Origin of the sequence: Micromonospora sp. NPDC057141, assembly GCF_042670805.1 — a bacterium.
Classification (GTDB): domain Bacteria; phylum Actinomycetota; class Actinomycetes; order Mycobacteriales; family Micromonosporaceae; genus Micromonospora.
Genome location: NZ_JBHUVA010000002.1, coordinates 286,969 through 300,347, shown reverse-complemented (window position 1 = coordinate 300,347; position 13,379 = coordinate 286,969). Strand labels below are relative to the sequence as shown.

Here is a 13,379-nt window from a genome sequence, read left to right as displayed (position 1 = left end):
GCTCGCGGCCTGCGCGCGGCTGCTGCGCCCGGGAGGCTGCCTCGTCCTCGTCGTCGGCGTCCCCGCCGGCGTCCAGACGGCGCCGGAGGACTTCGGGCCGCTCGTGGCGGCGGCTTCCCGCGCGGGTCTCGGCTACCTGCAGCACGTCGTCGCCGTCGAGGCCGACACCGACGGCGACCAGTTCGTCTACCACGTCACCGATGAGGAGCTGCTCACCCTCGCCCACGCCGATCCGGAGCGGTGGCGGGTCGCCCATCTGAGGGTGCACGCGGACCTGCTGGTGTTCACTCCGCTCCCGTCACGGCCGAGTCGGGGCAACGCCACAAGCGCGAGGGCGGTGAGCGCCGTGCCTGAGCAGCACCCCACCGGACAGCCCGACCCGAACACGCCCCACCACACCCCCAGCCCTGCAGCCGAGGACTACCAGGGCAGGCACCGCGCCGCCCCTGAGGTCCTGTCCGTGTGGGCGACCGCCCAGTCCACCGGCCCGGTGCAGCGGCGAGGCCGGTACGTGCCGGAGTCGGTCAAGCACCCGGCCCGGATGCTGCCGGCGATCGCCGCCCACGCGGTATGCGCCTACACCCGGCCCGGGGACCTGGTCATGGACCCGATGTGCGGCATCGGCACCACCCTGGTCGAGGCGGTCCACGCCGGCCGCGACGCGTTCGGCATCGAGTACGAGCCGCAGTGGTCGAACATCGCCGACGCCAACATCCGCCACGCCCACGACCAGGGCGCCACCGGACGGGCGTCGGTGATCCGCGGCGACTCCACCCGCCTGATGTCCCTCGTGCCCGCGGCCCTCACCGGGCAGGTGGCGCTCGTGGTCACCTCCCCGCCGTACGGGCCGACCGTTCACGGCCTCGTCCGGCCCGGCGCGGACGGGGTCGTCAAGCACGACGACCGGTACAACGACGGCCAGGACCGGGGCAACCTCGCCTACCGCGACCTGACCGGCCTCGCCGACGGGTTCACCCGCATCCTGGCCGGCTGCGCCACCCTGCTGCGCCCCGGCGGCGTCGTCGTGGTCACCGCCCGGCCGTGGCGCAAGCACGGCGAGCTGGTCGACCTGCCCAGCGCCGTCATCGCCGCCGGCCAGCGCGCCGGCCTCGTCCCGATCGAACGGTGCGTCGCGCTCCTCGCCGCCGTCCGCGACGGGCACCTCGTCGCCCGCCCCAGCTTCTTCCAACTCCAGCAGGTGCGTAAGGCGAGGGCCTGTGGGGTGCCGATGCACCTCATCGCCCACGAGGACGTCCTGATCCTCGCCAAGCGGAACTCCGACGGCGGAGCCGGGGTGGTCGCGTGAACGCGCCCGGCCACCGCTACCTGTCGCTGGGCGCGGGTGTGCAGAGCACCACGCTCCTGCTGCTCGCCGCCCAGGGCACGATCCCCGCGTTCGACGCGGCGATCTTCGCCGACACGTCCTGGGAACCGGCGGCGGTCTACCGTCACCTGGACCGGCTGACCGGCATCGCCCACCGCGCCGGCATCGAGGTCGTACGGGTCAGCACCGGAGACATCCGAGCCGACGCCCTCGACCCCAAACACCGCTTCGCGTCCATGCCCCTGTTCACCCTGGGGCCCAACGGGGAGCGGGGCATGGCCCGGCGACAGTGCACCGGCGAATACAAGATCAAACCCATCAAGGCGGAAGTGCGTCGCCGGCTCGGCTACCCGCACCCGACGCGGATGCCCGTCGGCGTGTGGGCGCAGATGGCGATCGGGATCAGCGTGGACGAGATCGGCCGGGCCCGCGACTCCGACGTCGGCTACATGCGCAACGTCCATCCGCTGCTCGACCTGGGGTGGCGGCGGACCGACTGTCTCCGGTTCCTGGCCGAGCGGGGCCTCGGGGACACCCCGAAGTCGTCGTGCGTGGGCTGCCCGTTCCACGACGACAGCTTCTGGGCCGACCTGAAGGCCAACAGCCCGGCGGAGTGGGCGGCAGCGGTCGCCTTCGACCGCGCCATCCGCCACGGCTCTGCGAAGGCCAACGCCGACGGGCACCCGCTACGCGGGCAGTTCTTCCTGCACAGGGCCCGGGTGCCGCTCGACGAGGTGGTGCTCCGTCCACATCCTCGGCCGGCGGATGCGCCTGGCTGTGGGCCGTGGACCTGCCCGCACGACGGGACGGCACCCGCCGCTGCGGGGCGTGGGGAGGTGGCGTGAACGTTGAAGCTACCGCCGCACCACGGGTCGGCTCGGTCTGCACCGGCTACGGGGGCCTCGACCTGGCCGTCGAGCTGGTGCTCGGCGGCCGGCTCACCTGGTACGCCGAAACCGACCGGCACGCCGCCACCGTCCTGGCCCACCACTGGCCCGACATCCCCAACCTCGGCGACATCAGCATCGTCGACTGGACCCACGTCGCCCCCGTCGACATCCTCACCGCCGGGTTCCCCTGCCAGGACATCAGCGACGCCGGGAAACGCGCCGGCATCACCGGCGCGCACTCCAGCGTCTGGAACCACGTCGCCACCGCCGTTCGCGTCCTACGACCGCGACTGCTGTTCGTGGAGAACGTCGCCGCGCTCCTGCGCCGAGGCTTCGACGTCGTCCACCGTGATCTGGCCAAGATCGGGTACGACACGAGCTGGCTATGCCTACGCGCATCCGACATCGGCGCCGCCCACCGACGGGACCGGCTGTTCCTGCTGGCCACACCCGGCGGAGCGAGAACAGGTGCGGACGTTGCCGACACCCTGCGCCCGTGACGGCAAAGGACCCGGCCACCAGCATGGGCTGCCGGACCTGATCGAACCCGGCGGCACCCGCCACGGCGTGCTGCCCACCCCGGCCGCGGTGGCCTCCGGGTCGAACACGCCCCTGCCGGTCGGGGTGGCCTGCCCGAGCCTGGCCGGTATCGCCACCCCGCCACCACCGGCCGGCGCCGACAGCCCTTCCTCGGTCGCCGCCGCCAGTGGGCACGCTGTGTGGGCGCAGGCCGGCGCGGCGCGGCTGTTGCCGACGCCGAGGGCCAGTGACACCGGCACCCCGGGCCGGCGAGCCGGTGCCGGTTTCCGGCCGCCGCTGTCACAGGTGCTCCTGCCCACCCCGAGGGCCACCGACGGCGTCAAAGGCTGCCCCGGGCAGCGCGGCTCACACGGCGACCTCACCCTCCCCTCAGCCGCCGTGCGGGTGCCAGCCAGAACCCTGCCCACCCCGCGCGCCTCCGACGCACGCGGACCCGGCAGGCATGGCGACGGCGGCAGCGACCTACGCACCACCGTCGCCGGGCTCGGCCAGCCCGACACCGACCGGTGGGGTGCCTACGCCGCCGCGGTGGCACGGTGGGAACTCCTCCTCGGCCGCCCGGCGCCGGAGCCGACCCAGCCGGGCCGGCACGGCAAACCGGTCCTGGCCCCACCGTTCGTGGAGTGGCTCATGGGCCTCGACCAGGGGTGGGTCACCGACCCGATGCTAGGCCTGCCGCGCACCGCCGCGCTGCGGATCCTCGGCAACGGCGTCGTCGCCCAGCAGGCGGCCACAGCTCTTCGGCTGCTGCTGTGCCCACACCGCCGGCAGGCACAGGCGTGAGAGCCGGCTGCGCAACGTCGTCTGGGACCAACCCCACCGATGCGCGAGGCCACGCGGGCGACACGTCCGCTGTATCGATGGCTGCTTCCTCTTCTGACTGCCCCTTTCGACATCCATTAGGAGTCCACTGTGACCAGCCGCAATATCGATGACCACGAGACGACCAGTGCCCGCGACCGCAGCGGTGAGGTGTGGACCGAGGAGCGGATCCGCGCGCTCGGCGCGATCACCGACCTGCCCACCGCCGGCCGCGTGTTCGGCCTGGGACGTGCCCTGTCCTACGACCTCGCCCGCACCGGCGGGTTCCCGGTGCCGATCATCCGGGTCGGCGCTCGCTACAAGGTGCCCGTCGCCGGGATCCTCACCGTCCTCGGCCTCACCGTCTGCCCTGACGACTTGACCCCGGGCGGCATGCGAAGCGTCGATCACCACCAGGAAATCAGCAGCATCGACCCGCCGCACGACGGTGGTGACCGAAAGAAGGAACCGTGACCCGCGCCCGCGGGCCCGAAGGGGCCCTCACCAAACGCTGCACCTGCACCGACCCGGCCACGGGCAAGAGGCTTGGCAGCCGATGCCCGAAGCTGCGCCGCCCCGGCGGCGGCTGGCACCCCACCCACGGGGTGTGGGGCTACCAGCTGGAATTACCGATCCGGGCCACCCAGCCGCGCCGGCAACTGCGCCGTTCCGGCTTCGACAGCCGCGACGCCGCCAGCGCGGAGCTGCGCCACGCACGCGCGCTGCTCGACCTCGCCGACGGTGACCACGACCTCGCCGTGCAGGTTGGAGACCTGCTGCACGTCTGCCGGCCGGGTAGCCCGCTGCCGGATCGGGACGCGGTTGCCGCCCGCATCCGCGCCGGGGTGCCCGCCGCTGTGCCCACCACCACTGGCGAGTACCTCACCGCCTGGCTGGACGGGCGGCGAGGGCTGGCGGAGAAGACGGTGCGCGGCTACGCCGACCATATCCGTCTGTATCTGATTCCCCACCTGGGGCAGATCCCGATCCAGAGCCTGCGCACCGGGCATTTGGAGGCCATGTTCACGGCCATCGGCCGGCAGCAGGACGAGATCCGCGCGGCCCGCGCCAGCGTCGACCCCGACGTGCGTGCCAAGGTCAAGGGCGTGCGGCCGATGGGGGCCTCCAGCACCCAACGGCTCTACGCCACCCTGCGCAAGGCCCTCAACGACGCGGTCGTCCGCGCGAAGCTGATCCCCGCCAACCCTGCCCTCGGCATCGAACTACCCACCGCCCGCCGGCCCAAGGCGCGGGTGTGGACCGCGAAGGCGGTCGAGCACTGGCAGGCCACGGGGAAACGCCCGAGCCCGGTGATGGTGTGGATGCCCGCGCAGGCCGGGCGGTTCCTCGACTACACCGAGGGCCACGACATCGTCCTCTACGCCATGTTCCTGCTGATCCTGCACCGGGGCCTGCGACGTGGTGAGGCGTGCGGGCTGCGCGACCACGACGTCGATCTCGACGCCGGTTACCTCACCGTCGTGCAGCAGATCACGACCGTCGGCTACAAGCCGATTACCCGCCACGTCAAGAGTGACGCCGGGGACCGGGTCGTTCCCCTCGGCCCGAAGACCATCGCCGCCCTGGGCACATACCTCGACATGCGCCGCCGCTGGCAGAGCGTCAGCGACGGCACCTGGCCCGACAGCGGATTGTTCTTCGTCCGCCCGGACGGTCAGCCGTGGCACCCGCAGACCATCAGCGACCGCTTCGACCACCTCGTCGCCAAGGCCGGGCTGCCGCCCGTGCGGCTGCACGACCTTCGCCACTGCGCGGCCACCTACCTACGCCACGGCGGCGCCGACATGAAGGAGATCCAGGAAGTGCTCGGTCACTCCACCATCGGGCTGACCTCCGACACCTACACCTCCGTCATCCTCGATCATGAGCGTGGCCGCGCCGATGCCGCCGCCGAGCTCATCCCCCGCGACGACGCTGCTGCGTAAGCCCGCCGACGCGGAGCCTGCACGCCCCCGGCCCGTTGTCGGCGTACGGGTTCCGGTGCAGAGCCAGGTACGCCAAATGTGCAGAGGTCTGGGCGAGTGGCGCTGGGGGACCTTGCGGCGCCACTCGCCCAGGCGACGCACGTCCGTTGCTCACGGTGCGTAGCCGGTGGACGTGGGCCGTCGCCTGAATCGCGGCAGGGACGGAGTTTCATGCTTGCCGGCGTTCCAACGTCGAGGGGCCGCTGTGGCGGGTCTACTCGCCTGCGTCTGCGTGGGTGAGTAGGCGGGCGGCCAGGGCGCGCACCTCGGCTCTGAGTTCGGCGGGTCGTTCGATGGTGAAGGGCCAGCCGAGCCCGGCAAGCATCTGGGCGGCACCGCCGAGGTGTTCGGCTCGGGTCGTCAGCCGCACTCCGTCGGTGACCTCGGTGAGTGTGCCGACTGATGGAGGGATCCGCCGCCGTGCCTGGGCGAGGCTGGTGTGCAGCAGGACCGAGACGTCGTGGGCGTAGGCCACCGAGGCCAGTCCGGCAAGGACGTGTCCGGTGGGGTCGAACCCGGCCGGCACTTCGAAAGCTCCGGCGGTGGCGTGAGTGGCACCGATGCGATCGAGTCGGAACGTCCGAACGGATCCGCTGGCGTGGTCGCGACCGGTGACGTACCAGCGACCGTTGTGGAAGACCAGCCCATACGGGTCGAGGCCGCGTTCGCTGGAGCGGCCATGCCAGCTGGTGTACGTCAGCTGTACCGGGTGTCGGTGGCGGGCTGCCTCGGCGAGCACCAGCAGCACCTCGGCGCCGGGCGGGGTGGGCTGCCGGACCGGCCCGGTGACGTCCATGGTGACCAGTAGGGCGTCGATGCGCCGGGCAAGGGCAGCTGGCAGTACCCGGCGCAGCTTGGCGGCGGCGCTCTCGGTGGCCGCGTGATCGGTGACCAGTCCCGCGCTGCGGCCGGCGGCAAGGCCGAGGGCGATGGCGACGGCCTCCTCGTCGGTGAGCATGAGCGGCGGCAACTTGTATCCGGGTGCGAGCCGGTACCCGCCGTAGCGGCCACGGCGCGCCTCGACCGGGATGTCCAGGTCGAGGAGGTGGGTTACGTAGCGGCGGACGGTGCGCTCGTCGACGCTGAGCCGGCGGGCCAGGTCTGCGACGCTGAATGCGCCGCCCGACTGGAGGATCTCCAGCAGGGCGAGTACCCGGGCTGTCGGCCTGGCCAAGGAGGTCCTCCCAATCCGGGCGGAAACTGTCCGGTATTGAGCGTAGCGTGCCGGGCATGACGACATTCGTACTGGTCCCCGGGTTCTGGCTCGGCGCCTGGGCCTGGCAATCGACGGCCGCTGAACTGCGCCGGCACGGCCACGACGTGTACCCGATCAGCCTGACCGGCCTCGGGGAGCGGGCCCACCTGGGCCGTCCTGACACCGACTTCGACGTCCATGTCACCGACGTGGTCAATCTCCTGCGCTACGAGGGCCTTCGCGAGGTGGTACTCGTTGGGCACAGCTACGCCGGTAGCGTCGTCACCGCGGCTGCCGACCGAGTCACCGACCGCGTCGCCCAACTGGTCTATGTCGACACCGGCCCGCTGCCCGACGGGGTGACCCAGGTCGAGTTCACCCCGCCGGCCGAGCGCGAGCGCAACGCGGCATTGGTAGCCGACCACGGTGCAGGGTGGCGGCTGCCGCCGCCACCCTGGGCCGACGTGGCCGCCAGCGTGCCCGACGTGGATGACTCGATCGTCACGTTGCTGCACGAGCGGTCGGTCGACCAGCCGTGGGCGACCGCCACCGCCCCGGTCCGGCTGACCGGGGCATGGGAGAGTCTGCCCAGACTCGGCGTGCTGTCGAGCTTCACCGCCGAGCAGGCGCAGGCAATGGCCGCGACAATGCCGCTGTACCGCCACATGGCCGGCGACGTCTGGCGCTTTGAGGAACTACCGACCTGGCATTGGCCGATGCTCAACCGGCCGGTCGAGCTGGCCGCAATCCTGCACCACGCGCAGTTGACGGCGTAACCGCCGCTGCCGGATGACCAACCACCAGCTCACCCGGCAGCGGTCGACGACGGAACCGAACGACCCGGCCTTGCCACCCACGGCGACGTCCTCAATTCGGCTAGATCCGGACGCCGCCGGGTCGACCAGCATGACTGACCGTAGTTGATCGCAGAGCAAGCTCGGCCGTGAGCCGCAGCCACACTCGCAGATGTCGATAGCTGCCGGGTATTCGGTGGCGTACCCGGCTCTGCACTCGAACCCGTACGCCGACAGCCCGTGGCGACACCGTGCCGTGAGGTCCCGCATGGCCTGGCGTTGTCTTGCCTTCATGCCGATCGATAGCCTGGAGTCGAGGGGCGCGGGGGCCGCCAGGTGAGGACGGATGATGTCGCTGATCGACGGCATCCTCGGTGACCTGAAGGCGATGGCCGCCGGTATCGCCAGCACTGAGCAACACGTGCGGGCGGTGGACGGCGCTGTGGAGCAGACCATCGTCCGGGCCGCGGCCGCCGGCTTCACGGCGGTCGTGGCAAGGCTCACTCCGGTGCGCGGCATTCTCGGGCAGGTCCGGGCGCAGCTAACCTCGATCGGTGGTGTCCTTGGCGAGACGACGCGTGCGGTCGCGTCGGTGCCGCAGCAGTCCTCCCCGCACGACGTCACCGCCGTGCTGGCCCCGGTGGCTGCGGCCCTCACCGGTGTCGACAGCGGCATCACCGCGTCGGCGGCGCAGATCGGGCAAGCGCGGCAGCACGTTGTGGGCGCCTTGCGGGGAGGGCAGCCCGGCCCGACGCTGGCGGGCCTGCAGAGGGTGAACGACCTTCTCCACATCCTTCGCACCCGTGGGGAGGCCACCCGTCAGGCCGTCGACGCAGCACTGACGCAAGCCCGCCACGTCGGTGCGCTCGACGCCCCGGCCACGGGCGGCGACGACAAGCCCGCCACTCACCCCGTGCCCGTGTCTCCCGTCCCTCCCACGGGGCCGACCCCTGGTCAGGGATCTGCATCTGACGGTGGACAGAACGCCTTCCCAGAGCCAGTCGACCCCACCTGGCGGCAGGTCGATCCTGGCGCGCTACCCGACACCGTCCGTGCCGCCGCCACTTCCCTGCCTCCTCGGCCGGCGGGCAGCAACCGTCCCACCCAGGGATTCCTCGACGGCATCCCGGTCACCTCCGGAGGAGGCGACCGGTCCCTGGCCGCCGACCTCGTCCACGACCCGCTACGCGGGCCCCCGGTCACCTTCTACGACCACGTCGAGTCGAAGGCCGCCGCGCACCTGCGCCGCGCCGGCGGCGGCGAGGCGGACCTCGCCATCGACAACACCGTCTGCGGCACCAACGACCGAGACCAGGCCTACCCCTGGACGTGTGACAAGATCCTGCCGGCCATCCTGCCCGCAGGAAGCCGCCTACGAGTGTGGGTCACCCGCGACGGCGGCACCACCTGGTGGCACCGTGTCTACACCGGCACCGGAGAAAGGATCAGCCGATGACCCCGCTGCTACGCGACTACCACGGGCACCCCTACGACCTGACCAGCCCGGACGAGGCGGGAAGCCGCTTCGACGAACAGATCACGACGATCATGCCCCACGGCGAGTGCGGACAGACACTGACCATCGGCAGCACCGACGGACCGGTGTTGCGCATCGACATCGACGCGGACGCCGACCGGGCCGCACTGCGGTGGCTCCCCGACGGCAGCCACGCCACCGACCTCGATGCCGACACGCCGATCACCGTGTACGAGTCCCCCGATACCGGTCTGCGGGACATCCCCGCCGGCCTTGCCCGGGTGAACGTCGCAACCGCCCGCAACGCCGTCATCGAGTACGTCACCTCAGGCCAACGACCCGCCAGCGTGGTCTGGGTTCACGAAGAGCCGCCGGCATGTAGCGCGTGATCCCTGCGTAGAGCGCTGGCTGGCGTCCGCATCGGTGCTGGGGCAAGAGCCAGTGGCGGAGAGTGCAGCGCGCAGGTATCGGTGGGTGAGAAGAGAAAAGGGGAGCCGCTGGCTCCCCTTTTCCGCCGGAGTAGTTTGCAGGAGCACCCGCGTAGGTGTCCAACTCCGCAGCAAGGTTAGACCACCCATCGCCTCCTCAGACTGCAGGGAGCCGGATGCCACGAGTTCCAGCTTCCATGCCGACGGCTGACACCTGAACTCTGATGGATGCAGCCGTCCTCACGCTTCCCGTCCGGGCGTGGCCAGCTACTTTGGGATCCGCTTGATTGCCCATGCCGCAAGCACCGATATGGGCACCAAGACGACCGTTGGCGTCTCGACTACTTCAGGAACCAACCCGCGCGACGTGGCACTTTTCGCGATTGCGGCGGCAGCCAGCGCTACTAGGATTCGAAACCACACAGTAGCCCGCCCACCATCCCGGTTCGGCGGCAGGAGCTTTACTTGTATACCGATCCGCTGCCAGCTTCCGGCGAAGATCCCTTCCGCCGCTCCCTCTGTTCGACGATGCACCCAGACCCGAGCCTTGTCCGACGGCTCCGACTCACTGCAATCGACGTGGTCCGCCAGGTTCAACTCTGGACCCACGCTCTGCGAGGGACAGCAACTCTGGTTCACCGCAAGGCCCCCATCGTAGCGAACAATATTCACAACCTCTCTAACCCGGCCTCAACGACGACCGTGTGCGCGAAATATGACTAACATGGGTTGTATCACGACACTTCTACTCCCCATCGCATCCTGACAAGACGACACGCAAGACGCATCGCACAGTGTGTGCGACACGCCAGCCAGGAGGGCTGTTGACTAACAGCCCTGAACCCGCGAGCCTATTGGCGGCAACTGTAGGCAAACTACTGAATAAACTTCACCTACTCAGTCGCCGCCAGCTTCGAACGAAGTCCCGCACGGGAGAAGGGAAGGCATATGCCCGCGAAGGGGTCTGTTCAACCGGATCATGACGGCGCAAACCGGCCTGGATCTCAAGAGAACACACCCCCACCAGCAGGCACACTTGGAGGAAATGGCGGAACCGGGGGCCCTCTCACCCGCGTGACCGTCAACCTAACCCAGCGCTCAATGTTGGCGCTTGATAGTGCCGTACGGAAGTCGGGGGACACCAGAACGGACACGCTCAACCGCGCAATCCAGGTCTACGACCTTATACAGGATGTTTTGAAACGCAGTGATGGTCGGAGCTTACTGATCAAGTATCCGAATGGTGAAATCGAACGCCTCCTGATCATGTGAGGCGACTTAAGCACCAAGCCACCAACCGACGCCGCCATTCTCGCCAGCGATTACTCCCCCGCCCACGGCCGGCTTGCAACGCTGCAATCACGGAAGCACTCACCCTTGGCCACATTTATGGACTTGCCGTAGACGAGCACGTCTGTGGCCTATGGGTGTTGCGGTAGGGGGGACCTCCCCTATGAGCATGCGGGATCGGGAACGGCGCTCTGCGGCTGCAAGGCTCAGCCCACCCGAACGCCGGGCAGGGCCCTCCTAACCAGGTAGCGGCTCTCGGTTGCGTCTAATTTCGCCGGACCGCACGGTTGCTACTGGTGCGTGGAAAGAAAATCAGGACCCTTCTTCACTGGCCGAATGCGTGGATTTGGTCCTGGCCGCATGTCGCGAGAATGCCTCTCGTTGCACTTCAAGGCAGAAACCGCTTCTCGTCGCCCCCCGGTTCCTGGGCTTCTATCGCAGAACAAGGGCCGCAGCATTAAGGGCTGTTTCGCGCCAGGCGACGACGTCGGTGAGGGCACGGCGGCCGGTGGGTTCAATCCGGTAGCCGTTGTCGGCCGAGAACCACGAGGTGGCCGGCCGAACGATCCGGGACCGCGACGGTGCCAGCCTGCCGGATCCGGCAGGCGGCCAGTGGCCGTGCTCGCTGAGGTCGGTGGCGGACCGCGTGATGCCCGACGGCGTTGCCACACCTGGGGATAGCTCTCACTCTAGGCGGCTGCGGCCACGCCAGCGCGTCGGCAGGTCGCGGTTGCTCGACACGCTTCGTCCATGCATGGGACAACTGGAGTACCCGAGCAAGATCGATGCATGCGGGCGGGATGTCGAGATCGGTTGTCGACTCTGTTCGACACCGGCTCTTAGGGCTGCACTGGCAGGAGGCAGCTGCCTCTCCGTCGCGACCCCACCGCGTCAGAGTCGGGAGGTGCCCGGGTTCAGTATTGAACCGCTCGGCGATTGGCGCCGGGGCAGTCAGTACCGCGACGGCAGGCGGGATGGCGCACCGGCGGCCAAGAACGACTGTGCCGGTGAGGCCAGCGGATCGACGACGCGGATCGATTGGCCCCGCGTGGCTGAGATGGCGACCCGACGCCATCTCAGCCACGCAAGGAGCGGACGGATGGACAGGCGCGGCTCCTAGCACCTCCGTTCGTGTCACTGACCCGTCGGCTTGTCGAAGGAGACACTGCACCATGACCGACACGGTCCCTGGAAACCCGAGCATCGAGGCGGTTTACACCGGTCCGATCGATCTGGCTCGCCCGCACTTCGTGGGCGTGGGTGGTCCGGTGATGTCCGGCCTGGCCCGGCTGCTGGCCGATCTGGGCCACCAGGTCAGCGGCAGCGACGTGCGCGACTCGGCCATCCTCGAAGGGCTGCGGACGGCCGGTGCGCGGGTGTACCTGGACCATGACGTGGCGCATCTCGAGGGCGCGAGCTGCGTGGTCTGCCCGGCAAGCGCACGCAACGTGCCGCAGGTTCGGGCGGCGCGTGCCGCTGGTATCCCGGTGGTGCACCCGGCGCAGGTCCTCGACAGGCTGGCCGCCGGGCGGCAGCTGGTGGCGGTGGCCGGGTCGCACGGCAAGTCCACCACCGTCGGCGCTCTGGCTCACATTCTGCGAGCCTGCGGGCAGGATCCGACCAACCTGATCGGCGGCGACCTGACCAGCCCGGGCTCCGGAGCGCAGCTCGGCCGATCGAAGCTGCTGGTCGCCGAGGCCGACGGGTCGGACCTGTCGTTCCACTTCCTGACTCCGTCGATCGCGGTCATCACCAACGTGACCAGCCACCCGGAGCACTTCTCCAACCAGGCTGATCTGCTGCGCGCCTACGTCACGTTCGGCTGCCGGACCGCTGTGAACGGCTTCCTGGTCGTCAACGCCGACTGTGTGGGCTCGACGGTGGCCGCTCACGTCGTCGCCGCCGAGCGACCCGACCTGACGGTGCTGCGCTTCGGCCGGGACCGGACGGCGGATGTCCGGCTCCTGGACGCACACGCAGAGGGGTGGAGCGCGTCGGCCACGGTACGGATGCCGGATGGCACGCAGGTCGGGCTGACCCTGCCGACCCCGGCGGGACATCACCTGGCCAACGCGGCGGCGGCCATGGCGTGCGCGGTCGCCCTCGGGCTCGACCCCACCGAGGTCGGTGGGGCATTGTGCTCGTTCGCCGGGGTACGCCGCCGGTTCGAGCACGTCGACACCCGGGCCGGGGTGACGGTGGTCGACTCCTACACCGCCCATCCGCACGAGATCACCGCCGACCTGCAAGCCGCACGCACCCTGACCCGAGGCCGGGTGTTCGTGGTGTTCCAGCCCTCCGGACACGCCCGCGTCCTAGCCTTCGGGGAGCAGATCGGGCGGGTATTGGCGGACCACGCCGACTACGTTCTGCTGCTCGACGTGCATGACGCCGCGCCGCAGGCCCGACCGGGGGCGGACCCTACCGCCATCATGGCCCGACTCCGCGACGGCACCTACTGCCTGCCCCTCGGGCCCGACCACGCCGCCCGGGTGATCGGACGGATGGCCGGGCGTGGCGACCTGGTTATGACGATGGGCACCGGTGACGTGACCAGCTACGGCGCGGCGATTCTGGACAGGCTGGGCTGCCGGTCCGAGAACATGGTGTCGGCCTCACCTCCGTCAGAGGGTGACGCCCTCATCCGGCGATAGG

The 13,379-nt window shown here is 70.0% G+C and carries 11 protein-coding genes; 10 read left to right on the top strand and 1 reads right to left on the bottom strand.

From position 1 onward, the window contains the following. Nucleotides 1-337 precede the first annotated feature (337 nt). The 6 genes from ACFT41_RS03285 to ACFT41_RS03260 all read left to right on the top strand — a co-directional run bounded on the left by ACFT41_RS03285 (nucleotide 338) and on the right by ACFT41_RS03260 (nucleotide 5,501). On the top strand, nucleotides 338-1,306 hold the full coding sequence (locus ACFT41_RS03285; protein ID WP_377583852.1) for a TRM11 family SAM-dependent methyltransferase: 969 nt from the start codon (nucleotides 338-340) through the stop codon (nucleotides 1,304-1,306). Then, complete coding sequence (locus ACFT41_RS03280; RefSeq protein ID WP_377583789.1) at nucleotides 1,303-2,169, top strand: hypothetical protein; 867 nt, start codon at nucleotides 1,303-1,305, stop codon at nucleotides 2,167-2,169. Before ACFT41_RS03285 ends, ACFT41_RS03280 begins: the two co-directional genes overlap by 4 nt. Then, nucleotides 2,166-2,714 carry a DNA cytosine methyltransferase gene (locus ACFT41_RS03275; RefSeq protein WP_377583786.1) on the top strand — a complete coding sequence of 183 codons (549 nt, stop codon included), beginning with the start codon at nucleotides 2,166-2,168 and terminating at the stop codon, nucleotides 2,712-2,714. The genes ACFT41_RS03280 and ACFT41_RS03275 overlap by 4 nt, the downstream gene beginning before the upstream one ends. Continuing rightward, the gene (locus ACFT41_RS03270) at nucleotides 2,683-3,537 is read left to right on the top strand and encodes a hypothetical protein (protein WP_377583783.1); all 855 of its coding nucleotides are present in this window, start codon (nucleotides 2,683-2,685) and stop codon (nucleotides 3,535-3,537) included. Before ACFT41_RS03275 ends, ACFT41_RS03270 begins: the two co-directional genes overlap by 32 nt. Nucleotides 3,538-3,666: 129 nt before the next feature. Then, entirely contained in the window at nucleotides 3,667-4,029 is a 363-nt protein-coding gene (locus tag ACFT41_RS03265; RefSeq protein ID WP_377583781.1) for a hypothetical protein, read from the top strand. After that, entirely contained in the window at nucleotides 4,026-5,501 is a 1,476-nt protein-coding gene (locus ACFT41_RS03260; RefSeq protein WP_377583778.1) for a tyrosine-type recombinase/integrase, read from the top strand. The genes ACFT41_RS03265 and ACFT41_RS03260 overlap by 4 nt, the downstream gene beginning before the upstream one ends. A 253-nt stretch (nucleotides 5,502-5,754) precedes the next feature. Here ACFT41_RS03260 and ACFT41_RS03255 read toward each other — a convergent pair whose 3' ends face one another. After that, nucleotides 5,755-6,714 carry a helix-turn-helix transcriptional regulator gene (locus ACFT41_RS03255; protein ID WP_377583775.1) on the bottom strand — a complete coding sequence of 320 codons (960 nt, stop codon included), beginning with the start codon at nucleotides 6,712-6,714 and terminating at the stop codon, nucleotides 5,755-5,757. Between the two features lie 56 nt (nucleotides 6,715-6,770). Between ACFT41_RS03255 and ACFT41_RS03250 the strand changes: the two genes are divergently transcribed. The 4 genes from ACFT41_RS03250 (at nucleotide 6,771) to murC (ending at nucleotide 13,378) form a co-directional block, all read left to right on the top strand. Continuing rightward, nucleotides 6,771-7,511 (top strand): alpha/beta fold hydrolase, encoded by a 741-nt coding sequence (locus tag ACFT41_RS03250; protein ID WP_377583849.1) that lies wholly within the window; start codon nucleotides 6,771-6,773, stop codon nucleotides 7,509-7,511. Nucleotides 7,512-7,875: 364 nt separating this feature from the next. Next, complete coding sequence (locus ACFT41_RS03245) at nucleotides 7,876-8,985, top strand: DUF6244 family protein (RefSeq protein ID WP_377583773.1); 1,110 nt, start codon at nucleotides 7,876-7,878, stop codon at nucleotides 8,983-8,985. Further along, nucleotides 8,982-9,395 (top strand): Imm1 family immunity protein, encoded by a 414-nt coding sequence (locus ACFT41_RS03240; RefSeq protein ID WP_377583771.1) that lies wholly within the window; start codon nucleotides 8,982-8,984, stop codon nucleotides 9,393-9,395. Before ACFT41_RS03245 ends, ACFT41_RS03240 begins: the two co-directional genes overlap by 4 nt. Before the next feature lie 2,501 nt (nucleotides 9,396-11,896). Next, a complete protein-coding gene (gene murC / locus ACFT41_RS03235; protein WP_377583769.1) occupies nucleotides 11,897-13,378 on the top strand; it encodes a UDP-N-acetylmuramate--L-alanine ligase in 1,482 nt (493 codons plus the stop codon). The last annotated feature ends 1 nt before the right edge of the window (nucleotide 13,379 follow it).

Coding starts and splice junctions, on each gene's coding strand:
- ACFT41_RS03250 (WP_377583849.1), top strand. CDS start 6,771: ATGACGACATTCGTACTGGTCCCCGGGTTCTGGCTCGGCGCCTGGGCC.
- ACFT41_RS03245 (WP_377583773.1), top strand. CDS start 7,876: ATGATGTCGCTGATCGACGGCATCCTCGGTGACCTGAAGGCGATGGCC.
- ACFT41_RS03240 (WP_377583771.1), top strand. CDS start 8,982: ATGACCCCGCTGCTACGCGACTACCACGGGCACCCCTACGACCTGACC.
- murC (WP_377583769.1), top strand. CDS start 11,897: ATGACCGACACGGTCCCTGGAAACCCGAGCATCGAGGCGGTTTACACC.